Origin of the sequence: Pokkaliibacter plantistimulans, assembly GCF_003194385.1 — a bacterium.
In the GTDB taxonomy this organism is placed as follows: Bacteria; Pseudomonadota; Gammaproteobacteria; order Pseudomonadales; family Balneatricaceae; genus Pokkaliibacter; species Pokkaliibacter plantistimulans.
In genome coordinates, this window is the sequence record NZ_LAPT01000013.1 from 16,139 (window position 1) to 39,360 (window position 23,222).

Sequence of the window (23,222 nt, forward strand, 5' to 3'; positions counted from 1 at the left end):
GGTATGAGCACTCTGTCTTCAGCGGTACCTGCCGGTGCCGTTCCTTCTGCCAGCAAAAACAACAACGGCGACAAACGTCTTCTGCGACAAGCCTTCAGCCGGTTTTGCCATGATGACGCACTGACGGGCAGTGCAGGTGCTTGTACATCTGGCCCAGGGCACTGCCAACAAGGTCATTGCCAGCGCACTGGACTGCTCACTGGCGATGGTCAAAACCCACCTGCAGCACATCTTTCGCAAGCTGGAAGTAACAGCAAGGCCGAAAACTTTGCCCTGCTGTACCGCGCCCGTCACTGATCAGAGGGTATTAACTGTCCTGGACGTGAATATCTAGGCGGTGTGCGGACCATAGCAGTGCACGCGGTTTCGCCCGGCGTTCTTAGCGGCATAGAGCGCTGAATCCGCATTGTTGAGCAGCTCCTGCCAGCTGATCTCACCACCTTCGGCTACACCAAAGCTGGCGGTAACTCTGATCGCCTTACCATTGCCTGCTGGCAGTTGCAGCTCCCGCAGAGCTTGTTGCAGGCGCGATGCAAGATTGAGTACGGCACTGATGTCTGGCGCCAGCAGTAACACGGCAAACTCCTCACCACCGATGCGACCCACCAGATCATCGGGCCTGACATGCTTAGCCAGCGTCTCTGCCACGGCAACCAGTACCGCATCTCCGATGGGATGGCCGTGGCTGTCATTGATGGCTTTGAAGTGGTCGATATCGAGCAAAATCAGAAAGACACGGCAGCTGGCAGTGGCCTTGTTCAGGCGAGAAAGGGCGTAATGGGTAAAGGCGCGATGGTTGAGCAGCTGGGTCAGGCCGTCAGTATCTGCCTGATGCTTCAGCTGCCGGGTCAGGGCGATACGCTCCTGCAGTCGATAGCCGAGGGTATCGATGGCCTCAAACAGCGGTTGCAGTTCCTTGACGTTGCAGTCGCGGCGCAGGCTGGTCTCCGTTTTCTCCTCGGCCAGCGCGATCACAACTTCGCTGGCTTCCAGCAGGGGTTTAAGCACCCGTAAATGGACCAGCAGCACGATACCTGCAATCAGGCAGACGATCAGGGTGGCAATCAGTAACACCACAAAAAACTGGCCCAGGGCAGGCTCTGTATGCTGCTGAAATTCACCCACCAGCTGATTCAGATAAGCATTGGACCAGTCTTCCAGTGGCGTCAGAACCTTGACGTAGTGCAGGGTGAAGTCGGTAGCGTTCATGGAGTAGGGGACGCCACTCTGGCCCTCTGTGATGAGTCGACGTACCAGCAACTGACCTTCACCACTCAGTTTGGTGAGCGCCTCCTTGCCGAGTTCGGCAACGTTACCCTGCGGTGTCAGTGCATCAGCATCAAACCACAGCATTTCCCAGTGCGACTCCATACGCGCCAGCGTTCGCTCACTGTCCTGAATGTTTTGCGCCGGCATGGGCACACCTGCCACCAGAGGCGCGATGATGTGTGAGCCAAGACGTCCGGCATCATCGCGCAAGCTGCACAGCACCAGCGCGCGAATAATGGCGCCGCTCAGTTGAGGGTCATCACTGATCATCTGAGATGCGCGGTTCAGCAGTACTGCCTTGAAACTGTCATAGGCCGCCATCATTGCGCTGATAGCACGCTGGACGTTGTCATAGTTGCGCGCTAGCTGATCGGCGCTCATGTCCACCTGCTGACGGGAGGACGCCAGCACATTCAACACCCGATCCAGCTGCGAATCGGTAATGATGCCTTCACGCAAACGAACCAGGGCGTTATCTGTCTTTTGCCGTGCCTGCTCCAGCAACTGACGCCGGGCAGTGTGGCTATTGGCATCACTGGCCAGCAGCAGATTGGCAGGGCCTCGCTCAGCGCTGATCCGGTTGCCCGCATCTATCACCAGATGCAGGTCCTGCAGCAGCTGGGCACTCACTTCGGCGCGCATCAGAGAGTGATAGAGGTGAGTGAGTACCGTTGCTGCCAGTGCAACAGACAGCAGGATGGCAGCAATGGCCCCCAGCCACAGTCGCCGGCTGATCTGAGCGCGGTGGAAGGTGGAGGTTATTGGGGGGTCATTGCTTGTTCGACGGTGCATGGTCGTGAGAAAAGCTCCTGACGGTCGTTGTGGTCAACACTACTGGAAATGAAGACAGCCCTGTCTGAGCCGCCAGCTCCGGGTGGAGACATCCCTATCGGATAAGCAAGCAGTCAGGTAAAGAGTAGGAAATGAATGCGAAACCCGTCAGTCCAGAACCTCAATATGGGCGTCAGAACGTGGTGGATTGGCGCTGAATGCGCCGTCCTGAAGACCTGATGTTCGTCGCGAAGTTATCAGGATGCTGAGGTGGCAGCGGCCACCAGCTCTGAGTGTGAAGGCGACCGTAGCCTCAATAATGTTAGCTCAGCGTGACTGCTCGTGTTCTGCGGCTTGATCATCGCATTTCGCTCGGCCAGTACCTGTAGCCTCGTGTCAGGGAGCCGTGACCGAATCTGAGGTCAATCTATCCATGACAGTGATACATCGCATTCATTAAATGGCTTTTATCCATATTGCTAAGTCCATTAACCTGTCAAGGCAGCGCAATAAAGTCGGAGGAAAAGTCGGTATTGCATACCGAAAGTGATTGGTAATTCGCCATCCTTCTGTTTATTGCCGTTCATGAATAAGAATAACTCCATGAAAGAGATCCTTTATGAAACGAGTAGCAATATGCTGCTGTCTTGCTGGTGCCGTGCCCGCAATGATGGCTACCCCGGTATTTTCTGCAGAAAACGGTAATACCCAATATGGACTGGGCAGCTCGCAATTCTATGCGGGTGCTATTCCTCCTTTCGCTGGCACCTATGCCATGTTTCAAACTTCCCAATACAGCGCTGATAAATTAAAGGACGGTAATGGCAAGGATATACCTGTCGGATTCAAGGTGGATGTGCTGGTAGAAACCAGCAGGCTGATCAGAGTGACAGAAACCAAGGTAGCCGGAGGAGACCTGTGGTTTCAGATGGTCGCCCCCTACGTGATTGACCAGAAAACGCAGCTGTTTGGTGGTCAGGACAGCCGCGGCGGACTGGCAGATGTTACCCTGACGGCGGGTTTGCACTGGCAGCGCGGGCCTAACAGCTATGTGGTTGGCCTCGACACCGTGGCGCCGACAGGTAGCTATGATGCTCATCGGCTGACGAATCCGGGCCTGAATCACTGGTCGGTGCAGCCCGTGTTGGGTTATCACTACGTCGATATGCAGCAGCCCGGCTGGGAAGTAGGCACTGCGGCACGCTATATCGTCAACTTTGAAAATGAAGACACCCATTATCGCTCAGGGCAGGAGCTGGTGGTCGACTACGCCGCTGGCTACAACTTCAACCGTAATCTGCGTCTGGGGGTAACCGGCTACTGGCTGAAGCAGCTGACGGATGATAAGGGCAGCGGTGTGGCGGACGATGGTAACCGCGGGCAGACGCTGGCCTTTGGGCCTTCCATTAACTGGCGCTTCAATACCGGCTCTGAACTGAGTGTGAGTTATCAGAAAGAGACTCACGTCAAAAACAGGGCAGAGGGAGCTAATCTCTGGCTGAATTTTGCCACTCGCTTCTGATTGCATGTTAGTCCGTTCTTATTAGTTATTGATTCAAAACCGACTAAGCACTGCCATTATTGGCAGTGCTTTTTTATTTCTGGCGAAATGACGAATGTGAAAAGTGAAAAGTGAAAAGTGAAAAGTGAAAAGTGAAAAGTGAAAAGTGAAAAGTGAAAAGTGAAAAGTGAAAAGTGAGAAAAATAAAAAAACGGATGGGTATTAGCCATCCGCAATCAGTGCAATACAGGTAAGAGACGATTTATCGGCGGTATTATTTAGAATGCTATTCGGTGAATATCGCTACCGCACGAGTGAAACCTGCTGATGCGCCCTTGATCTTGTAAGGGAAACAGCTCACCAGAAAACCATTGGCAGGCAACTGCTCCAGATTGGCCAGCTTTTCCATCTGACCATAGCCAATATCCCGACCGGCTTTATGGCCTTCCCAGATCAGTGACGCATCACCGCTGGCCGCGAAACGTTCACGGGTAAACCTGAACGGGGCATCCCAGCTCCAGGCATCCGTGCCGACCACCCGCACGCCGCGCTCCAGCAGATAAAGGGTCGCCTCACGGCCCATACCGATGCCGGCTTCCAGATACCCCGGTTGCCCATACACCGCTCCGGCGCGGGTGTTGACCAGTACGATGTCCAGCGGCTGCAGCTGATGGCCGATACGCTGCAGTTCAGCCTCTACCTCGGCGGCGGTGACCACATGGCCATCGGGCAGATGACGGAAGTCGAGCTTCACGCCGGGTTGCAGACACCACTCCAGCGGCAGTTCATCAATGCCGTAAGCCGGCCTGCCTCCCTCTGTCAGAGCCGTATCGGTGACCGAGGCATAGTGCCAGGGGGCATCCATGTGGGTGCCGTTGTGCGGGGTAATGACCATACGTTCCGCCGCCCAGGACTCATCGCCGGGCAGATCTTCCTTGTTGAGGCCGGGGAACATGCCAGCCATTTCTGCCCAGCCCTGCTGGTGATCGGTGTACTCGATCTTCGGCAGCAGCGGCGGTGGATCGGTGTAGGGATTGTTTTCCAGGGTGACGGACAGGTCGACGATGCGACGTGTGAGGGAAGGCATCATGGTGTGGTTCTCAATGGAAAGCAGAAGTTATTACGATGGGGCGTGCCTTCAGCAGGCACGCACCACCTCCTGATCGATACCGCCGAACAGCGACAGGCCGTTTTCATCGCGGATGTCCATCTGAATACGGTCTCCAAAAGCCATAAAGGGCGTGCTGGGCTGGCCTCCGCTGGCAATCATTTCAATGGCGCGGCGCTCGGAAATGCAGGCAGAACCGACCCGGCGATCCGGGTTGGAGAACGTACCTGAGCCGACCAGGGTGCCTGCGCTCAGGCTGCGGGTCAGGGCGGCGTGGGCAACCAGCTGATGAAAGCCAAAATGCATCGCAGCACCATTCGGGTTGCCAAACCATTCGTTGTTCCAGCGCACGTGCAGGGGCAGGGCAACGCGGCCCTGCTGCCAGTGTTCACCCAGTTCATCAGGGGTAATGGCCAGCGGAGCGAAGCTGGTCGAGGGTTTGGCCTGCAGGAAGCCAAAGCCGGTTTTCATTTCGCGCGGTGCCAGCGCCCGCAGGCTAACGTCGTTAAGTTGCACGATCAGCCTGATATGAGACAGCGCCTGCTCGGCAGAGCATCCCATGGGGACATGATCAACCATCACGGCCACTTCGCCCTCGAAGTCGATACCATGCTTTTCGCTGGGCAATGGGATGGGATCATAGCCGCCAATAAAGTCATCCCCGGCGCCCTGATACATCAGCGGTATCTGCTCGATACCCTCAATCGCTGGCAGGTTGAAGGCGGTTTGCATCAGCGCCGAATGGCTGAGAAATGCTGAGCCGTCGAGCCATTGATAGGTACGTGGCAAAGGTGCCGCACAGGCACGCGGATCAAAGGCAAAACTCTCAACATCACCCTGATTCAAGGCCTGATAGAGCGCGTTGAGTTCGCTGTGAACCTGCTGCCAGCGCTCCATGGCATCCAGCAGCGTCGAGGCGATGCCATCAGCAAAGGAGGCCCGTTGCAGATCACGGGAGACGACGATCAGACGTCCGTCCCGACATGAGTTTGATTTCAGACTGGCCAGTTTCATAACAGCTCCTCAGGAGTCAAAAGCAACGGCAGGCGAGCGCACCGGCAGCACCCTGATGACCACCAGAATGGCGATCAGCAGCTGCAGGGCGGCGATAATGGTCAGCGCATGGGGAATGACGGTGGTGACGCCGCGGGTGATGCTGAGCACCAGCAACGGGCTGATAAATTCACCCAGAAAGATCATGGCATTGAACATCCCGGCGGCGCGGCCACGCTGATTAAAGTCGACCAACGCCATAATGCTGGTGATCAGGCTGGGCAACATAATGCCCAGGCCGATGCCACAGAGGGTGACTGCCAGTGTCAGCAGCAGATGCTGTGCCGCGCTGGCCATCAGTAGACTGCCCGTTGCGGTCAGGGCAAAGGCCGCCATCATCACCACACTGCGGCGGAAACGGCTGATCAGTCGAAACGAGGCTGCACCGATGAGTACGCCGAGCTGGTTGGCCCCCATGGTCATACCGATTTTGGCCGGGTCATCAACGGACAGCAGATTGAGCAGATAGCCCGCCTGCACCGGCACGATAAACAGGCTGATACCGGCAAACAGACTGAGCAGACACAGGGGCAGGAGAGGTCGCCAGGGCATGGGTGCCAGCGTGACATTTTCGGGTTGTGCATCCGTCTGCCGTGCAGCAGGCTCCCACAGTAGCGCCGCCATTAAGGGCAGAAAGATGAAACCTGCGCTGTAGATCCAGAAGGGGACGCGCCAGTCATGCTGTGCGAGTACGCCGCCCAGCGCGATAAAAATGGCAGCAGACAGCGATGTGGCGACCATTTGCAGGGCGAAGATGCGCTCACGCTGCCGACCATGAAAGTAGTCACCCATCAGGGCAGTGCAACAGGTCATGATGCCTGCTTCGGCAATGCCGATCCCGGCCCGGCTGAGCACAATCAGACCCAGCGAATCGAGCCACAACGGCAGTATGCCGCACAGCCCATAGAAGCCGATGCAGATGAGCAGGCAGCGTTTGCGGCCAAAGCGATCAGCTATTGTGCCGGAGAGCGGGGCGAACAGGGCAATCATCAGTGCCGGAATCGTCAGGGAAATGGGCACCAGAGTGCTGACATGCGGATCATCAGCAAAATGCTGCTCCATCAAAGGCAGAACGGGGGCGAGTAATACCGCACCCAGAATTGGCAGGCAGCAGCCTGCTAAGAGAATAAACGCTTGCGGTATGCCCGCGGCTTTCTCTGACATGATTAAACCTCTTGATTTTATTGTTGTGGTTGCGGGTTTGTGGTTTCAGGTTTGTGAATGGCTTTAGTGATATGCTGAATAACAGCGTGCAATTACTCGGCGGGTATTCATGCCTGTATTAATTCCTCAAGGTCGATATAAATATCACCGTCCTGAATATGGGTTGTTATTCGCTGCAGGCTTTTTCCCAGACAGGGGCCGTGAATACACAGGCCCGTATCCTTTTCAAAACGGGCGCCGTGGGCGAAGCACATGATGTGTTGTCTTTTACCGGACAGAAATTTGTCTTTGCGGTATTCCATCGCGACGGGCTCATGAGGGCAGCGATTCAGATAGGCATGCACTTGCTCATCACTGATCAGTGCCAGCAGGGCATCCCTGCCCCTGGCCAGCGGGTCGAAACCCGCGACCTCTCTGGCCTGCAGTTCAGCCAGTGAACACAACCTGAAGGGGCGTTGTATGGCCATGGCTGCGGCTGCCGTCAGGCTGATTTGGGGGGCGGGCCACCGGGCACCCATTTGGCGGTGCCCGTGAACAGGAACAGTTGCGAGGTGTCGGCACTCAACGGTGCCTGCCGGGCGGCCCACTCATCATCGTGTTTGTCCATATCGGCGTCGTATTCGATATGGCAACCCAGCGGACTGTTGAAATACCAGAACCAGTTGGAGCCAAAGATGTGGCGACCGGGGCCCCAGAAGCTGTTCCAGCCCTTGCTGGCCAGCTGGGTACCGGCCTGCAATACCTCAGTGCCGCTGCCCAGATGGAAGGTGAAATGTTCACAACCTCTGACGAAGGGGGGCGTTTCGATCATGAACAGGCAGTGGTGATCATCGCTGCCTGCCGGACGCATGAAGGGGCCGACGCCTTCAAAGCGATCGGAGGTGCGAAAGCCCAGCCGTTCATAAAAGGCTTCGGCTTTGGCGGCGTTATTGACGAAGTACACCACGTGGGACAGGGTCAGGGGTTTGGCCGGACGTTGTGGGTCCACCCCAGGCTGATTCACCGGGCGCTGAGGGGCGTGTCCCGGGGTGTTGGTCAGGTCTGGCCGGGCCTGAAGAGGGCGGCGACTACTGACTTTGAAGGCCAGTGCAAACCCTTCGTCATCAACACAGTGCAGGGTGCCGTCTTCATCGCAGAGCACCTCGCGATCCTTGCTCAGTTCCTGCCTGATCTCATCCAGCACGCTGGCTGAGACAACACCGTAGACGGTTTCGCGCAGTGCAGGGGAGGGAATGTCGGTTTTCGGCAGGCCCGCCACATCGTCGGTATGAATTTCCACCGCTGTGCCGTCTTCGGCCTCAAAGCGTGCGCTGCTGGCGGACTGCGAAACACAGTGCAGGCCATAATCGCTGAGGAAAGCGCAGCAGGCTTCCAGCTCTTCGACGCTGAATACCAGCGTCTCCAGACCAATAATATTCATGGCATAAACCTCTATTCAGGCGAGCAGCGACAGGCGCTGCGATAACGTGCGTGTTGCTCCCGTTACAGGGAAAGGTCAGATGGGCTGAGCCAGCGCCTTGAAGGACTCGACGGTGATCTGCCCGTGTTCACGTTTGTCACCGTGGTTGATCTCGATCTGTGCCAGCCGGGCAGAGTTCTCTACCACCAGTCGGCAACGCTCCCAGCGCCGCTGATGGAACTGATCGAGCGCCTGCTGTAGTGAGTCGCACTGCCCCAGCTCCTCGGCTAGCACGATGCCGCTTTCGATGCCGATACAGGCGCCGGATGCCAGATGGGGCGTGGTGGCGGCCACCGTGTCACCAATCAGCACGATACGGCCGACGTTCCACGGCATGGGCACCAGCAGATTGAACAGCGGACGGTAGTCGATGTGGGCATCGTCAGCGTACAGATGAGGAATCAGCGCCTGCAGGAAAGGGTCAGGGAACTGCTGCAGCAGCGCCGCCATGGCGTCAGCCCAGGTGGACGGATCAATATGCTCACGGTTCGGGCGAATCTCGGTGATGAACATGTACATCCGCTCCTGCGAGCAGGGGTTGAGGCCGACTTTGACGCTGTCACCCAGCCACAGGCGGGTCTGCTGAAACGTTTCGGGGCGGGGGAATACCGCACGCCAGACGCCCTGACCGACGTATTCCGGCGCGGGCAGTTGCGGGAACAGGTGCTGACGCAGCTGAGAATGCAATCCTTCCGCACCGATGACCAGATCGTACCGGGCGGATGAGCCATCACTGAACTGGACTGCAACGCTGTCACCCTGCTGTTCCATGGACTGATAACTGATACCAAGACGCACCTCGGCACCGCTGGCCAGCACCTTGTCTGCCAGAATCTTGCCCAGTACCGGACGCAGAATGCCGCCTTCGCCCCTGATGTCAGAGCCCACGGCGGGGCCTACGGACAGGGTGGCAATCTTGTGCCCTGCAGGCGTGACCAGATCGGCATCTTCCGAAGTAAAACCCTGCTGCTGGAAGGCCTCGTAGACCCCCAGACGGTTGAGGGCGCGTAATGTGGCGGCACCCAGAGAAATACCAGCACCTTCTGGGCGCCAGTCGGGGTCGCGCTCGATCAGGTCAACGGCAATACCCTGTTTGCGTAGTTCGATGGCGGCGGCAATACCGGAAAAGCCACCGCCAACGATAAGCACCTTGTTAACTGCGGTCATAACCACCTCGCCTTATTGTTGTCGTAATGAAGTTGTTGGTAATGAAGCTGGAAGGGCATGCGATAGTGGTTTGGCGCTCATCACTGTGGCGCCAGTGACCACCGTTGCCGGCATGTCAGGGAGCATCAGTCGCTCCGTGATCTCAGCCTTGTGGCAGGGCCGTGCGTCCACCCAGGGTTTCGGCCACCCAGTCGGCAATGTAGTGACCGGCGTTGACGGAGTTGTCGAAGCTGGAGTGCTGCACACCGCCTTCGCGTTCAGTGAAGATCTTCAGTTCGCGCTGAGGGGAGTTGATCAGCTGGTCGTAGGTTCGTTGTGCCCATTGCACCGGAATCTGCGAGTCCTTGCTGCCATGGGTGACAAGGAAAGGCACCCGGATTTTCTCTACCACACCGTCGAGGTGGACGTTTTCGGCAATGGCCATGAATTCGTCCATGTCTTTGGCACCCCATACCCAGCGCACATGTTCCCAGTAGTGGGGAACAGGGAAGCTGCCTTCTCTGGCCAGTCGCTTTTGCTGCACATCACGCCAGTCGTGGTTGGCGCCCCACACCACACCACAGGCGAAGCGTGGCTCGAATGCCACCGCGCGCGGGCAGTAATAGCCACCCAGCGAGACGCCTTCACAGCCAATACGTTTGGGGTCAACGTCGTCGCGCTGTTCCAGCCAGTCCACGACCGTGCTGGCCCAGACTTCGGTGTTGTAGACCGCATGCAGACCCTGCAGGCGGATGGCCTCGCCGGTGCCAGGCTGATCAATGATCAGCGACGAAATACCCCGTTTTGCCAGCCACTGCGGCAGGCCAACGCGGTATTTCATCTCCTTGGTGGAGTCCAGACCGTTGAGCTGTACCAGCACGGGGGCCGGGCCTTCCACGTTCTCGGCACGTACCAGCAGACCGGAAAGGTGTTTGTCCTGATAGGGGATTTCGACCCGTTCGCAGTTTTCGCCGCCCAGTTCGATACCCCGGCGGAAGGTGCTCTGCACACGCTGGTACAGTTCCGCGCGGCCGGGTGAGTTGACGCCTTGCAGGCGTTCAGCGGTGAGGTAATAGATCGCGGCGCGATTGTATTTCTCCGCCGCTGAATAAAGCCGACCCCGCTGTTCATCTTCACAGGCCAGATCGCACAGTTTATCGGCCATTTTTGCCCAGGTCTGGCGAAATGCCTGAGAGGCGGCAGCATCGGGTTTATCAGCAAATTCTTTCAGGGGAGAACACATCTCTTCTATTTCGCCAATACGAGCGCCCATTTCAATGGCCAGATTGACAGAGAGGTCCCAGACGTAATTGGTGGGGAAATAACGGAACATAGCGACTCCGAATTAGAATTGTTTTTATAGTGCAGAGTGATGCAATAAAACCCGAAAAGACCTTCAGCGAATTATTGGCTCTGCAGGAATAAGGGTCATCCTAGTCAAAGCCTTTCTATTTTTTAAATTGATAATACGGGTTGAATATATTGATGAGATCGATTCATCGGCGAGGTAGGGAATAGTCTTGTGCTATGCGGACCGACGGGCTAGCGTATGGATCAATAGATCCTGTCGATGGTTGTCTGTCGATCTATAACTGTGATCGATGCATAGGCAGGGTGGCACCGAAAGGAATAACAACAAATGCACTTTCGCAAACTTGATCTGAATCTGCTGGTGGCTCTGGATGCGCTGATACGCAAGCGCAGTGTCAGTCTGGCGGCGGAAGAGCTGCATCTCAGCCAGTCTGCCATGAGTAACTCGCTGTCGCGTTTACGCGGCTACTTCAACGATGAACTGCTGACTCAGGTCGGGCGCAAGATGCTGCTGACGCCGCTGGCGGAAAAGCTGGAACTGCCGGTCAGGGATATTCTGGTTCGCATTGATGCGTCGATTACCCTGAAGCCGGAGTTTGACCCGCAGACGACCGACCGTACTTTCCGCATCTGCGTGTCCGACTTTATTCTCAATACTCTGGTACCCAGTGCCATGCAGGTGGCCCGTGAGCAGCAGAGCCGGGTGCGTTTTAACTTCGTGCCGCAGGTGATTGACCCGAAGAAAGAGCTGGAGCGGGGTGAAGCCGACATGCTGATCCTGCCTGACTTATTCTGCTCATCGGACCATCCTACCGAGTCGGTGCTGATGGACGATCTGGCCTGCATCGTGTGGCAGGGCAGTCCACTGGCCGAGGGCGAGATGACGCTGGAGCGTTTCGTCTCTGCAGGCCATGCCATCATGCAGCCACCGGACTCCAACCCCTCGTTTGAGACGCACAATTACGAACGGGCCGATCTGCGTCGGCGTATAGAAGTGCAGACCTTCAGTTTTTCCTGCCTGCCGAGCTTGATTATCGGAACGGATCTGATTGCGACGTTGCAGCGGCTGCTGATTGATAAGGCGATTGGCTATGGGATGCCGCTCAGGGTGTTCCCGACACCGGTACCGATGCCACCTCTGAATGAGTGCATGCAGTGGCACAAACATCAGAACAGTGATCTCGGGATCCTGTGGTTGCGAGGGCTGATGCGCGAGGCGGCGGCGCGTCTGCACGCTGGCCCGCGTGGGTAGTTAGCACTGCAACAGTGTGCAGAAGGGCATGGACTGGCCATGCCCCTGATGTCTGTTGATACGCTGCTGACTTGCGAGTGCGTTTTTAGAAGCTGTCGCCGGGTACGCGCACATTGCCTTCCATGAGGATGCGTGCGCTCCGGCTCATGATGGCTTTGGTCACCTGCCACTGGTCTCCGTTTCTCACCGCTTCAGCGCCCACGCGCAAGGTGCCAGACGGGTGGCCGAACCGCACCGCATTGCGCTCTCCGCCGCCTGCTGCCAGATTCACCAGCGTGCCGGGAATGGCGGCGGCAGTACCGATGGCTACCGCGGCGGTGCCCATCATGGCATGGTGCAGCTTGCCCATGGACAGCGCCCGCACCATCAAATCAACATCGGCTGCCTTCACTTCTTTGCCGCTGGATGCCACGTAATCTCTGGGTTTGGCTACAAAGGCCACTTTGGGAGTGTGCTGGCGGGTAGCGGCTTCCTCTACTGATTTGATCAGTCCCATACGAATGGCGCCGTGTGCCCGGATGATTTCAAAACGGGCGAGGGCAGCGGCATCGCCATTGATGGCCTCCTGCAGCTCGGTGCCGCTGTAACCTATCTCTTCTGCATTGAGGAAGATGGTGGGAATGCCGGCATTGATCATGGTGGCCTTGAACGTGCCGACGCCGGGCACCTCCAGATCATCCACCAGATGGCCGGTGGGGAACATGGCGCCACCCCCTTCACCGTCGCCCTCATCCGCAGGATCAAGGAATTCCAGTTGTACTTCAGCAGCAGGGAAGGTGACACCGTCCAGCTCGAAGTCACCGGTTTCCTGCACTTCGCCATCGGTGATCGGTACATGAGCCACAATGGTCTTGCTGATATTGGCCTGCCAGATGCGAACGGTGCAGATGCCGTTGGCGGGGATGCGCGCGGCATCAATCAGCCCGCTGGCAATGGCGAACGGACCGACCGCAGCAGACAGGTTGCCACAGTTGCCACTCCAGTCGACAAAGGCCTTGTCGATGGCAACCTGCCCGAACAGGTAGTCCACATCGTGGCCCGGGCGGCTTGATTTGCTGAGTATGACCGTTTTGCTGGTGCTGGAAGTCGCCGCGCCCATGCCATCAATCTGCTTGGCATAAGGATCAGGGCTGCCGATGACGCGCATCAGCAGTGCATCGCGCGCTGGGCCTGCTACCTGACAGCGTTCCGGCAAATCCTGCAGACGAAAGAAAACACCTTTACTGGTGCCACCACGGATATAGGTAGCGGGGATTTTTACCTGAGGAGCATGGGGCATGATGGGGTTCCTGAACTGTAACAACGTCGTTGTCTGATCAAGTCTGGCAGGGTATGAACGTGACCGGTTCATACCCTGCTAGTCTCAGACTTACGCCACTTCCGATTCCAAAAAGTCCTGAGCGAAGCGCTGCAGCACACCGCCTGCCTCGTAGATCGACACCTCTTCTGCGGTATCCAGACGGCAGGTGACGGTCACTTCAATGCGTTCACCGTTACGACGATGAACCACCAGTGTCAGATCAGCCCGTGGTTTGCGCTGGCCAATGACGTCGTAGGTTTCGGTACCATCGAGGCCCAGCGTCTTACGGGTGGTGCCGGGTTTGAACTCCAGAGGCAGCACGCCCATGCCAATCAGGTTGGTGCGGTGAATACGCTCGAAGCCTTCTGCCACAATGGCCTCGACACCGGCCAGACGCACGCCCTTGGCGGCCCAGTCACGGGACGAGCCCTGACCGTAGTCGGCACCTGCCACGATGATCAGTGGTTGTTTGCGGTTCATGTAGGTTTCGATGGCTTCCCACATGCGCATTACGGTGCCGTCGGGTTCGACACGAGCCAGAGAACCTTTCTTCACTTCACCGTCAACGACGGCCATCTCGTTAACCAGCTGAGGGTTGGCGAAGGTGGCGCGCTGGGCGGTCAGGTGGTCACCGCGATGGGTGGCATAGGAGTTAAAGTCCTCCTCTGGCAGACCCATCTTGGTCAGATATTCACCCGCGGCTGAGCTGGCCAGAATGGCATTAGAGGGTGACAGGTGATCGGTGGTGATGTTATCGGGCAGTACGGCCAGAGGGCGCATGCCCTTGAGGGTACGCTCACCGGCCAGCGCACCTTCCCAGTAGGGCGGACGGCGGATGTAAGTGCTCATCGGGCGCCACTGGTACAGAGGATCAATCTGCTCTGCCTTGTCATCCTGTTTGGCAAACATGGGGATATAGACCTGACGGAACTGCTCAGGTTTGACCGCGGCTTTTACTACCGCATCGATTTCCTCGTCGGTCGGCCAGATGTCCTTGAGACGGATTTCCTGACCGTCAACCACGCCCAGCACGTCTTTCTCGATATCAAAGCGCATGGTACCGGCGATGGAATAGGCCACGACCAGCGGTGGTGAGGCGAGGAATGCCTGCTTGGCATAGGGATGGATACGGCCATCGAAGTTGCGGTTACCCGACAGTACCGCTGTGGCGTACAGATCACGGTCGATGATTTCCTGCTGGATCTTCGGATCAAGCGCACCTGACATGCCGTTACAGGTGGTGCAGGCAAAAGCGACGACACCGAAGCCCAGTTTTTCCAGCTCGGCTTCAAGGCCGGATTCCTGCAGATACAGCTGTACCGCTTTGGAGCCGGGTGCCAGCGAGGTCTTGACCCAGGGCTTGCGCACCAGTCCGTATTTATTGGCATTGCGTGCCAGCAGGCCCGCGGCAATCACGTTGCGCGGGTTACTGGTATTGGTGCAGCTGGTGATGGCGGCGATGATCACCGCGCCGTCCGGCATCAGGCCTTCAGCCTCTTCCGCTTTGGCTTTATCCAGATCGACGGCAATGCCACGCTCGGCCAGCGCTGAAACGGGCAGGCGGCGATGGGGGTTAGATGGGCCCGCCAGCGTGCGTACTACGGTAGACAGATCAAAATGCAGCGTGCGCTCGAACACCGCATCTTTCAGCGTGTCCGCCCACAGACCCGCTTCTTTGGCATAGGTTTCCACCAGTTTGACCTGATCCGCATCGCGCCCGGTCAGGTTCAGGTAATCAATGGTTTGCTGGTCAATGTAGAACAGTGCCGCCGTGGCGCCGTATTCCGGGGCCATGTTGGAAATGGTGGCACGGTCGCCGAGCGTCAGGGCCGCAGCGCCTTCCCCACGGAACTCAAGATAGGCACCGACCACCTTCTCCTTGCGCAGGAATTCAGTCAGAGACAGCACCACATCGGTAGCTGTGATACCGGGCTGGGGTTTGCCAGTCAGCTCAACCGCGATGATATCGGGTAGACGCATCCAGGAGGCACGGCCCAGCATAACGTTTTCAGCTTCGAGGCCGCCGACACCGACGGCAATCACGCCCAGTGCATCCACGTGAGGAGTATGACTGTCGGTGCCGACGCAGGTATCGGGATAGGCCAGACCATTGTCGTTGTGAATCACCGGCGACATTTTCTCCAGATTGATCTGGTGCATGATGCCGTTGCCGGGAGGAATCACGTCCACATTCTTGAACGCCTGTTTGGTCCAGTTGATGAAGTGGAAGCGGTCATCATTGCGGCGGTCTTCCACCGCACGGTTCTTGCTGAAGGCATCCTGCTCGAAACCGGGATGTTCGACGGCCAGTGAGTGGTCAACGATCAGCTGGACCGGCACCACCGGGTTGACCTTGGCGGGGTCGCCGCCCTGATCGGCAATGGCATCACGCAACCCGGCAAGGTCCACCAGCGCCGTCTGGCCAAGAATGTCGTGGCATACCACGCGGGTAGGGAACCAGGGGAAGTCCAGCTCGCGCTTGCCTTCCACAATCTGGGTCAGGCACTCGGTCAGCATGGCCGGGTCGCATTTGCGTACCAGGTTTTCAGCGTGGATGCGGGATGTGTAGGGCAGGCGTGCCCAGGCACCAGGCTGGATCGCTTCTACTGCGGCACGGGTGTCGAAATACTCCACAGGGGCGCCGGGCAGGGGCTTGCGATACTGGGCGTTGACGGGAAGAGGGGTGTTGTTATGGGTCATCGCTAATCACTCCTTCAGAGTGTTTTTTGTCTTTTAACGCTCTGCTTGGCGTTCGATCTGTCGTTCGATATTGCGGCGGGAGGCGCTGATATGACGGCGCATCAGCATCTCCGCCAGCTCACCATCGCCTTCGGCAATGGCGTCGAGAATCCGGTGATGTTCGGCAAATGCCTGTCGTGGCCGATTGGGCGTTGCCGAGTATTGAATGCGGTACATCCGCGCCAGCTGATAAAGCTCGTTGCAGAGAATGCGGATCAGCATCTGATTGCCGGTACCCTGCACGATGCGATAGTGGAAGTCGTAGTCACCTTCCTGCTGGTAGTAGCCACGGCCCGCCTGAAAAGCTTCATCCTGTTCATGGGCATCCAGCACGCGGCGCAGCTCTTCTATTTCATGGGGTTGCATTCGCTCTGCCGCCAGCCGGCAGGCCAGCCCTTCCAGTGACTCGCGCACCTGATACAGCTCAATCAGTTCTTCATGGCTGAGGGAAACAACCCGTGCACCCACATGAGGAATGCGTACCAGCAGCTTTTGTCCTTCGAGACGGCTCAGTGCCTCACGCAGTGGGCCACGGCTGATGCCATAGGTGCGGGCCAGTTCAGGCTCGGAAATTTTGCTGCCGGGCGCCATCTCGCCCTTGACGATGGCAGTCTGCAGCTTGCGAAAAACATGGTCCGACAAAGTTTTGTCGTCGTGGCTGTCAGACAGCTTCGGGCTGAGGATTTTGCTCATGGTGTCTTCAGTGGTGTCAACAATTGTCGGTGAACTGCGGATTCAGGAGGTTAAAAAAGCAGATGAGAGATGTATTGTCAACAATGTGAGGATTTTGCGGAGTGTATAATTCTAAAAATTCGACTAATTGTCAACAATCATCGGCAGAGCGGTGACCCAATGGAAGTTAAGTCTGCTCTCAGGCGACTGTGCATTATTTGTCCACAAAAGCTCCATTAATCTTCCGTCTTTACAAATGTAGTGATTGATACAATTTTCGCCCGGACCTTGAAGGAATAAGGGATGTATCCAGCCGTAGCATCGCTCCTCACGGCTGCAGCCTGACTGCCATCTGTGCATCCAGAGCGCCCCTCAAGGATTGTTTTACCCCACGTACGGCGCGCCATTATGAGCCAATCACAGATTCTTGAAGTGACCTCCAGCGACTGGAATGGTCAGGAGTTACCTGTCTCCCGCCAGCTGCTGCTGGAAGCCCTTGAAAGTGGCAAGGTACTGTACTTCCCCAAACTGAATTTCACCCTGCAGGATAATGAAGCACCGTTGCTTGACCCTGCCATTGCCGACCCCAAACGCAAGAATATCAGCCTGGCCGCCAACGGAGGGGTGTTGCACGGTGTACTGGCTGATGACAAACAGCAGCCCGTGCGTGAGCTGGTAGGGCGTTTTCAGCAGCAGGCCTGTGCGCTGGTGGATGGCTTGTTCCCTGAATACCGGCAGCGTCTGCGCACCGCACCTACCAGCCTGCGCCTGATGCAGGTGGAAGGGCGGCAAACCTCCTGGCGCAAGGATGACAGCAGGCTGCATATTGATGCCTTCCCCTCTCGCCCCAACTATGGCGAGCGGATCTTGCGGGTGTTTACCAACGTCAATCCCAGCGGCGCGCCGCGTGTGTGGCGGGTGGGTGAGCCCTTCGAGCAGGTGGCAAAGCGCTTTCTGCCCCGGATCAAATCACCGTTTCCGGGCTCGGCCAAACTGCTGCATTGGTTACACATCACCAAGAGTCCACGCAGCCGTTATGACCATCTGATGCTCAATCTGCATGACGCCATGAAGGCCGATATGGAATATCAGCGCAGTTGCGATCAGGAAACCATGCCGTTTCCGCAGGGCGCAGTATGGATCTGCTTCTCTGATCAGACCTCCCATGCCGTGATGTCCGGGCAGCATATGCTGGAGCAGACTTTCTTTCTGCCCGTCACTGCCATGGCCAAACCTGAATGGGCGCCATTGGGTATCCTGCAGCGCCTGCAGGGGCGGGCGCTGGTCTAAAAAAGCGTAAGCTGGTCTAAAAAAGCGTAAGTGCTTTTCTGATTGTTCTCCTCAAACAGATCTGAATGAAGCAGGCTTCATCCTGCTTCATCGCTCATTCAGGCTTTACAGCAAGCTCAGGCGATCAAGCATACTTCAACTCACAAACAGCGCAGTCTGGAGTATTGTGCAAGTCTTGCAGACCATCTGACTAATAGCGCTGGCGTTCGTTGGTGCATCATGGTTGCCATGGATAACACCGCAGTTCCCTCTGTTATCCATGACCTCACCCTCTTTTTTGATCAGGCAGATGCACGGCATCTGTCAGCCGGAGGACACCATGGAAGCACTGACCATCATGGCCTATGTTCGCGCACAGCAGGGCCAATCTCTTCATTTAGGACGGGCACTGATCGAGCTGGTGGAGCCCAGTCGGGCGGAGGAAGGGTGCCAGGCATTTGATGTGCACCAGTCGCTGGATGACCAGGATCTGTGGGTCATCGTTGAGCGCTGGCGCAATGAGGATGACCTGCAGGCTCATTTTCGCCAGCCACATATGCAGCACTTTATCGACCGCCTGCCAGAACTGGTACACGGCGTGTTTGACCTTTACCACTACCAGATGATGAGCACACCTGCGCAGAGCAGCGGTGCTCAGCCTGACACCAGCCGCTCCCCGGCACACCCGTCAGTGGCAGAACGGCTGGACTGGATCAACGTGACACCGTTTCGCCATCTGCTGGGTAAAGCCTGCTGACGCCAGATGGCCCTGAACCCAATAACGACAACGCTTTTCCATTCCGTCACCCGCAACAGGTTCACGATCTTGCCAGCCCGTTTCACTCAACCGGGAACTGACTTCCCAACGCCTTTAGCCGACGCGCAGCAGATCGTAAACAGGTTCGATGATCACCTTCGATCAGGGTGAGTGACCGCACGGAATGGCTGCCTGACTCACTGAGGAGATCGCAATCATGAAGACCCAGCTCCACCCCTACGTAGGCATGTGGGTGACCGCCGACGGCTATATACGCCATGAACTGATGCTCGACGGACGCTATGTCGAGCACAGAGGCACACGGCATCACGCCTACCAAGGGTGGTACCAGATAAGCAATGACCACATTGATTATCAGGACGACAAGGGTTTCGACGCTGAAGGCGATTTTGTTAATGGTGTTCTGTACCATGCCGGGATGATCCTGTATCGGGAACGCCTGCATGGCTGATGACATGTTGTCATGATGCACACACCGTGTGCTCAAGGAGGATTGATGAACGACGACATCGCTGTACGTACCAAAGAACTGGCAGGCATGCTGACCCGATTCTGCCCGTCTGACTGTCTCTATGAAACGGCGATTCCTCGTCTGAACCTGGCTCGGCTTTCAGAGCCAACAGAGCCCAGACACGGCCTGTATGAACCGGCGCTGTGTCTGATTGTTCAGGGAGCGAAAAAGGCCACTCTGGGGAAGGAAACCTATATCTATGACCCGGCCCACTATCTGGTGGTATCGGTCGATGTGCCGGTGGCAGGTCATGTGTTCCAGGCATCGCCGGAGGAACCTTATCTCGGTATCCGTCTTGATCTGGACGTGAAGGGGCTGAGTGACATGATGCTCGATCTCAATATCAAGCACGATGCATCACCCCGTAACGACAAGGCGCTGAACATCAATCTGGTAACGCCACGCCTGCTGGATGCCATGATCCGTCTGGTTTCGCTGCTGGACAGCCCGGGTGATATTTCCTACATCGCGCCGCTGGCCGAGCGGGAAATTCTGTACTGGCTGATCAATAGTGAACAGGGGCCGCTGATTCAGCAGATCGCTAACCGTGACAGTCGGCTGCGCCGTATCAGTGCGGCGATCCAGCATATTCGTGAGCGCTTCCGTGAGCCTTTCGATATCAGCGAACTGCTGGATATTTCCTGCATGAGTTCGGCGGCATTCTTCCAGCACTTCAAGGCCGTCACGCATATGACGCCCCTGCAGTATCAGAAGCAGCTGCGTTTGCAGGAGGCTCGCAGTCTGATGTTCTCGCAGGATCTGGAAGTGTCCAGAGCGGGGTATGAGGTTGGGTATGACAGCCCGTCGCAGTTCAGCCGTGAATACTCGCGGATGTTCGGTTTGTCACCGTCCAAGGACATGGAGCGCTACCGTACTCAGGAGGAGATAACAGCAGTTGCCATAGCCTGATAGCCCTCTTCGCAATGTCTCCTTTCCTAATCAAATAAAGGCTACCCACCATCGGGCTCCCGACTATTGGGGCGGGGCCAGATGGTGGGCAGTGGCTTCACCGAGGCCACTGCTGGCGCCGGCAATGACAAGTTACCGGCGTTGATGAGAGGCTCACTTATCGGAGTTCGCTGGGCATGCATTGATCCTTCCCCCAACAGTTCAGATCGACAGAGCACTGTATCTCCCTCCCTCTCAGGAAGACGTTTGTCAGCTTTCCGTAAGTAGCTTCGGAGAATCAGGCAAGTCTGCCGTAGCAATGGGCATTCCGTCCTGGCGTGGGTGACATAGGATGCTCGGATAAAAGCCGGTAGAGCGAACTTGATGAGGGAAACACGATGGCCATCCAACTGCAGATCAACGGTAAGCCCTATGACCTGGATGTCGACGATGACATGCCCCTGCTGTGGGCGATCCGCGATATCGTCGGACTGACAGGGACCAAATTCGGCTGTGGCAAAGCCCTGTGCGGTGCCTGCACCGTGATGCTTAATAATCAGGCCATCCGTTCCTGCCTGACACCCGTCAGTGTCGCCAAAGGCGGCAGTATCACCACTATCGAATCGATTGATGCGCTGCCTCAGGGCAAAGCCCTGCAACAGGCATGGGTTGAGCTGGATGTGCCGCAATGTGGCTATTGCCAGTCTGGCCAGCTGATGTCAGCCACCGCGCTGCTGCTCAGCAATGCTCACCCGACCGATGCCGATATCGATGGCGCCATGTCCGGCAACGTCTGCCGCTGCGGTACGTATCAGCGTATCCGGCAGGCCATCAAGAACGCAGCGCAGGAGGTCTGAGCCATGAGCGCAATCAATTCTCCTGCGTTGGATCGTCGTCAGTTTCTCAAACTCGGTGGCATGCTGGGCGGTGGTCTGATCGTCGGGCTGCAGTTGCCTGCTCAGGTGCTGGCAGCACAGCCTGAGGCCAGCCTCACGGATCTGGGTGCTTTTATCCGGATCGGCCATGACAACCAGGTCACGCTGGTGATGCCCATGGCGGAAGTCGGGCAGGGCGTGTACATGGCCCAGTCCATGCTGCTGGCGGAAGAGCTGGAAGTGGATGTCGATACCGTTAAGGTGCTGGCTTCTCCGGCCAATGCCGCGTTGTACGGTAACCCGGCCATCGGTGGCTATCAGGTGACCGGCGGTTCGACCACCATACGTGCCTTCTGGACGCCATTACGTCAGGCCGGTGCAGTAGCCCGCACGCTGCTGATTGCCGCGGCGGCGCAGGTGTGGAAGGTCGACCCGGCGAGCTGCAAAGCCAGCAGTGGTTATGTCTATGATGCCAGTGGCCAGCGCAAGCTGAGCTACGGTGAGCTGGTGGATGTGGCAGCCGGGCTGCCGCAACCGGCTGCAGACAGTGTGGTACTGAAAACACGTGAACAGATGACGCTGCTGGGCAAGCCGCACCATCGTATTGATACCCCCGACAAGGTGCGCGGCAAGGCGCAGTACGGTATCGACTTTCAGACTGCCAATCTCAAACACGCCGCTATTGCGGTGTGTCCGGTGCTGGGCGGTAAACCCGTGGCAGTGGATGAAGCCGCCATCAAAGCTGTTCGCGGTGTGCAGCAGGTGGTGCTGACCGATGAGGCAGTGGCCGTTGTGGCTGACAACACCTGGGCCGCCATGAAGGGCCTGCGAGCGGCCAGCATTCAGTGGGACTTTGGCGACAACGCCAGTGTCGGCATGGAAGAGGTTGTGCAGCAGCTGGACAGCGAATCGCAACAGAGCGGCGGGCTGGCCCGCAACGATGGCGATGTCGAAAAGGCGCTGGCATCAGCCACCACGCGTCTGGAGGCTGTGTACCAGTTGCCGTTCCTGTCCCATGCGCCGATGGAGCCGATGAACTACACGGTAGAGATCACTGATAAGCGCTGTGATGTATGGGGTGGCTGCCAGACCCTGACGCTGGCGCAGGCAACCGTTGCCCAGCTGACCGGACTGCCGCCGGAGTCAGTGTTTATCAATAACTTCCTGATGGGCGGTGCCTTTGGCCGTCGCCTTGAACTGGACGGTATGATCCACGCGGTCAAGGTTGCCAAACAGGTCCAGGGGCCGGTCAAGGTGATCTGGAGCCGTGAAGAGGACATCCAGCACGGTTTCTATCGCCCCTACTACTACGACCGCCTGTGGGGTGGCCTTGATGCGGAAGGTAAGCCGGTGGCGTGGTTTCACCGGGTATCTGGCTCATCCATCATGGCGCGTGCCTTCCCCGGTGCTTTCGTGAACGGTGTCGACCCGGACGGGGTGGAGGGCGCCAAAGAGCCGCCGTATGAATTTGACAATATCCGTGTCGAGTTCCGTCGCGTTGAGCCTCGCGGTGTGCTGACGTCCTGGTGGCGTGGAGTAGGCCCGACGCACAACGTCTTTATGGTGGAAAGCTTTATTGACGAAATGGCGGCAGCGGCCAAACAGGATCCGGCCAGCTATCGTCTGGCGTTGCTGGGCAATAACCCCCGTGCCAGGCAGGTACTGGAACTGGCGCTGAAGCAGGCGGGGTGGGGCAAGCAGTTGCCGGAACGTCACGGTCTGGGTGTGTCGGTGCAGTTTGCCTTTGGCAGCTATCTGGCAATGGTCGCGGAAGTGGCCGTCAGTGAGCAGGGCGCGGTGCGCTGCCAGCGTATTCATGCGGTGATTGACTGTGGTTTGACGGTCAACCCGGATACGGTCAAAGCGCAGATCGAAGGCGGGGCAGTATTCGGCCTGACTGCGGCGCTCTACGGTGCCATTACCGTCAAGGACGGGCAGGTTCAGCAGAGTAACTTCGACACCTATCAGCCGGTGCGGATGTATGAGGCGCCGCTTGTTGACGTGCATATCGTCGACAGTCTCGAAGCGCCCGGTGGCGTCGGTGAGACGGGCACAGCCGCCGTATTCCCGGCGATTACCAACGCCGTCTTTGCTGCCACTGGCAAGCGTATTCGCACACTGCCTATCAACCCTTCTGAACTTAAGGTCTGACGTAG

At 57.4% G+C, this 23,222-nt stretch carries 20 protein-coding genes; 9 read left to right on the forward strand and 11 right to left on the reverse strand.

Annotated elements, in window-relative coordinates; translation table 11 throughout:
* The first annotated feature begins 136 nt into the window (after window positions 1-136).
* Complete coding sequence (locus WH50_RS03590; protein ID WP_207780164.1) at window positions 137-334, forward strand: LuxR C-terminal-related transcriptional regulator; 198 nt, start codon at window positions 137-139, stop codon at window positions 332-334.
* Here WH50_RS03590 and WH50_RS03595 read toward each other — a convergent pair.
* On the reverse strand, window positions 331-2,061 hold the full coding sequence (locus WH50_RS03595; RefSeq protein ID WP_110186073.1) for a diguanylate cyclase: 1,731 nt from the start codon (window positions 2,059-2,061) through the stop codon (window positions 331-333). The two genes, WH50_RS03590 and WH50_RS03595, sit on opposite strands and share 4 nt — an antisense overlap.
* A 598-nt stretch (window positions 2,062-2,659) precedes the next feature.
* Here WH50_RS03595 and WH50_RS03600 point away from each other — a divergent pair.
* Entirely contained in the window at window positions 2,660-3,562 is a 903-nt protein-coding gene (locus tag WH50_RS03600; protein WP_110186074.1) for a SphA family protein, read from the forward strand.
* A gap of 265 nt (window positions 3,563-3,827) precedes the next feature.
* Here the strand turns inward: WH50_RS03600 and WH50_RS03605 are convergent, their stop codons facing one another.
* The 7 genes from WH50_RS03605 to WH50_RS03635 form a co-directional block, all read right to left on the reverse strand.
* A complete protein-coding gene (locus WH50_RS03605) occupies window positions 3,828-4,631 on the reverse strand; it encodes a cyclase family protein (protein ID WP_110186075.1) in 804 nt (267 codons plus the stop codon).
* Between the two features lie 48 nt (window positions 4,632-4,679).
* Window positions 4,680-5,663, reverse strand: a complete 984-nt coding sequence (locus WH50_RS03610) for a fumarylacetoacetate hydrolase family protein (RefSeq protein ID WP_110186076.1) — start codon at window positions 5,661-5,663, stop codon at window positions 4,680-4,682.
* Between the two features lie 9 nt (window positions 5,664-5,672).
* Entirely contained in the window at window positions 5,673-6,866 is a 1,194-nt protein-coding gene (locus WH50_RS03615) for an MFS transporter (RefSeq protein WP_110186077.1), read from the reverse strand.
* Window positions 6,867-6,973: 107 nt separating this feature from the next.
* Window positions 6,974-7,333 (reverse strand): Rieske (2Fe-2S) protein, encoded by a 360-nt coding sequence (locus WH50_RS03620; RefSeq protein ID WP_110186078.1) that lies wholly within the window; start codon window positions 7,331-7,333, stop codon window positions 6,974-6,976.
* Between the two features lie 14 nt (window positions 7,334-7,347).
* The gene (locus WH50_RS03625) at window positions 7,348-8,286 is read right to left on the reverse strand and encodes a VOC family protein (RefSeq protein ID WP_110186079.1); all 939 of its coding nucleotides are present in this window, start codon (window positions 8,284-8,286) and stop codon (window positions 7,348-7,350) included.
* A 75-nt stretch (window positions 8,287-8,361) separates the two neighbouring features.
* Complete coding sequence (locus WH50_RS03630; protein WP_110186080.1) at window positions 8,362-9,492, reverse strand: FAD-dependent oxidoreductase; 1,131 nt, start codon at window positions 9,490-9,492, stop codon at window positions 8,362-8,364.
* A 142-nt stretch (window positions 9,493-9,634) separates the two neighbouring features.
* A complete protein-coding gene (locus tag WH50_RS03635; RefSeq protein ID WP_110186081.1) occupies window positions 9,635-10,804 on the reverse strand; it encodes an alpha/beta hydrolase family protein in 1,170 nt (389 codons plus the stop codon).
* Between the two features lie 306 nt (window positions 10,805-11,110).
* On the opposite strand from WH50_RS03635, the gene WH50_RS03640 reads away from it, so the two are divergent.
* Window positions 11,111-12,034: a LysR family transcriptional regulator gene (locus WH50_RS03640; RefSeq protein ID WP_110186082.1), complete on the forward strand. Its 924-nt coding sequence runs from the start codon at window positions 11,111-11,113 to the stop codon at window positions 12,032-12,034.
* An 85-nt stretch (window positions 12,035-12,119) separates the two neighbouring features.
* Here WH50_RS03640 and prpF read toward each other — a convergent pair whose 3' ends face one another.
* The 3 genes from prpF to WH50_RS03655 all read right to left on the reverse strand — a co-directional run bounded on the left by prpF (window position 12,120) and on the right by WH50_RS03655 (window position 16,766).
* Window positions 12,120-13,313, reverse strand: coding sequence for a 2-methylaconitate cis-trans isomerase PrpF (gene prpF / locus WH50_RS03645; protein WP_110186083.1), 1,194 nt, complete (start codon window positions 13,311-13,313; stop codon window positions 12,120-12,122).
* A 90-nt stretch (window positions 13,314-13,403) separates the two neighbouring features.
* The gene (acnD, locus tag WH50_RS03650) at window positions 13,404-16,034 is read right to left on the reverse strand and encodes a Fe/S-dependent 2-methylisocitrate dehydratase AcnD (RefSeq protein WP_110186084.1); all 2,631 of its coding nucleotides are present in this window, start codon (window positions 16,032-16,034) and stop codon (window positions 13,404-13,406) included.
* Window positions 16,035-16,067: 33 nt separating this feature from the next.
* Complete coding sequence (locus WH50_RS03655) at window positions 16,068-16,766, reverse strand: GntR family transcriptional regulator (RefSeq protein WP_110186085.1); 699 nt, start codon at window positions 16,764-16,766, stop codon at window positions 16,068-16,070.
* 387 nt (window positions 16,767-17,153) lie between these two features.
* On the opposite strand from WH50_RS03655, the gene kdoO reads away from it, so the two are divergent.
* The 6 genes from kdoO to WH50_RS03685 all read left to right on the forward strand — a co-directional run bounded on the left by kdoO (window position 17,154) and on the right by WH50_RS03685 (window position 23,217).
* The gene (gene kdoO, locus WH50_RS03660) at window positions 17,154-18,035 is read left to right on the forward strand and encodes a Kdo hydroxylase KdoO (protein ID WP_110186086.1); all 882 of its coding nucleotides are present in this window, start codon (window positions 17,154-17,156) and stop codon (window positions 18,033-18,035) included.
* 319 nt (window positions 18,036-18,354) lie between these two features.
* The gene (locus WH50_RS03665) at window positions 18,355-18,771 is read left to right on the forward strand and encodes a putative quinol monooxygenase (protein WP_110186098.1); all 417 of its coding nucleotides are present in this window, start codon (window positions 18,355-18,357) and stop codon (window positions 18,769-18,771) included.
* A 217-nt stretch (window positions 18,772-18,988) separates the two neighbouring features.
* On the forward strand, window positions 18,989-19,243 hold the full coding sequence (locus WH50_RS03670; protein WP_110186087.1) for an Atu4866 domain-containing protein: 255 nt from the start codon (window positions 18,989-18,991) through the stop codon (window positions 19,241-19,243).
* Window positions 19,244-19,288: 45 nt separating this feature from the next.
* On the forward strand, window positions 19,289-20,212 hold the full coding sequence (locus WH50_RS03675) for an AraC family transcriptional regulator (protein WP_110186088.1): 924 nt from the start codon (window positions 19,289-19,291) through the stop codon (window positions 20,210-20,212).
* A 377-nt stretch (window positions 20,213-20,589) separates the two neighbouring features.
* Window positions 20,590-21,048: a (2Fe-2S)-binding protein gene (locus tag WH50_RS03680; protein ID WP_207780165.1), complete on the forward strand. Its 459-nt coding sequence runs from the start codon at window positions 20,590-20,592 to the stop codon at window positions 21,046-21,048.
* Between the two features lie 3 nt (window positions 21,049-21,051).
* Window positions 21,052-23,217: a xanthine dehydrogenase family protein molybdopterin-binding subunit gene (locus WH50_RS03685; protein ID WP_110186089.1), complete on the forward strand. Its 2,166-nt coding sequence runs from the start codon at window positions 21,052-21,054 to the stop codon at window positions 23,215-23,217.
* The last annotated feature ends 5 nt before the right edge of the window (window positions 23,218-23,222 follow it).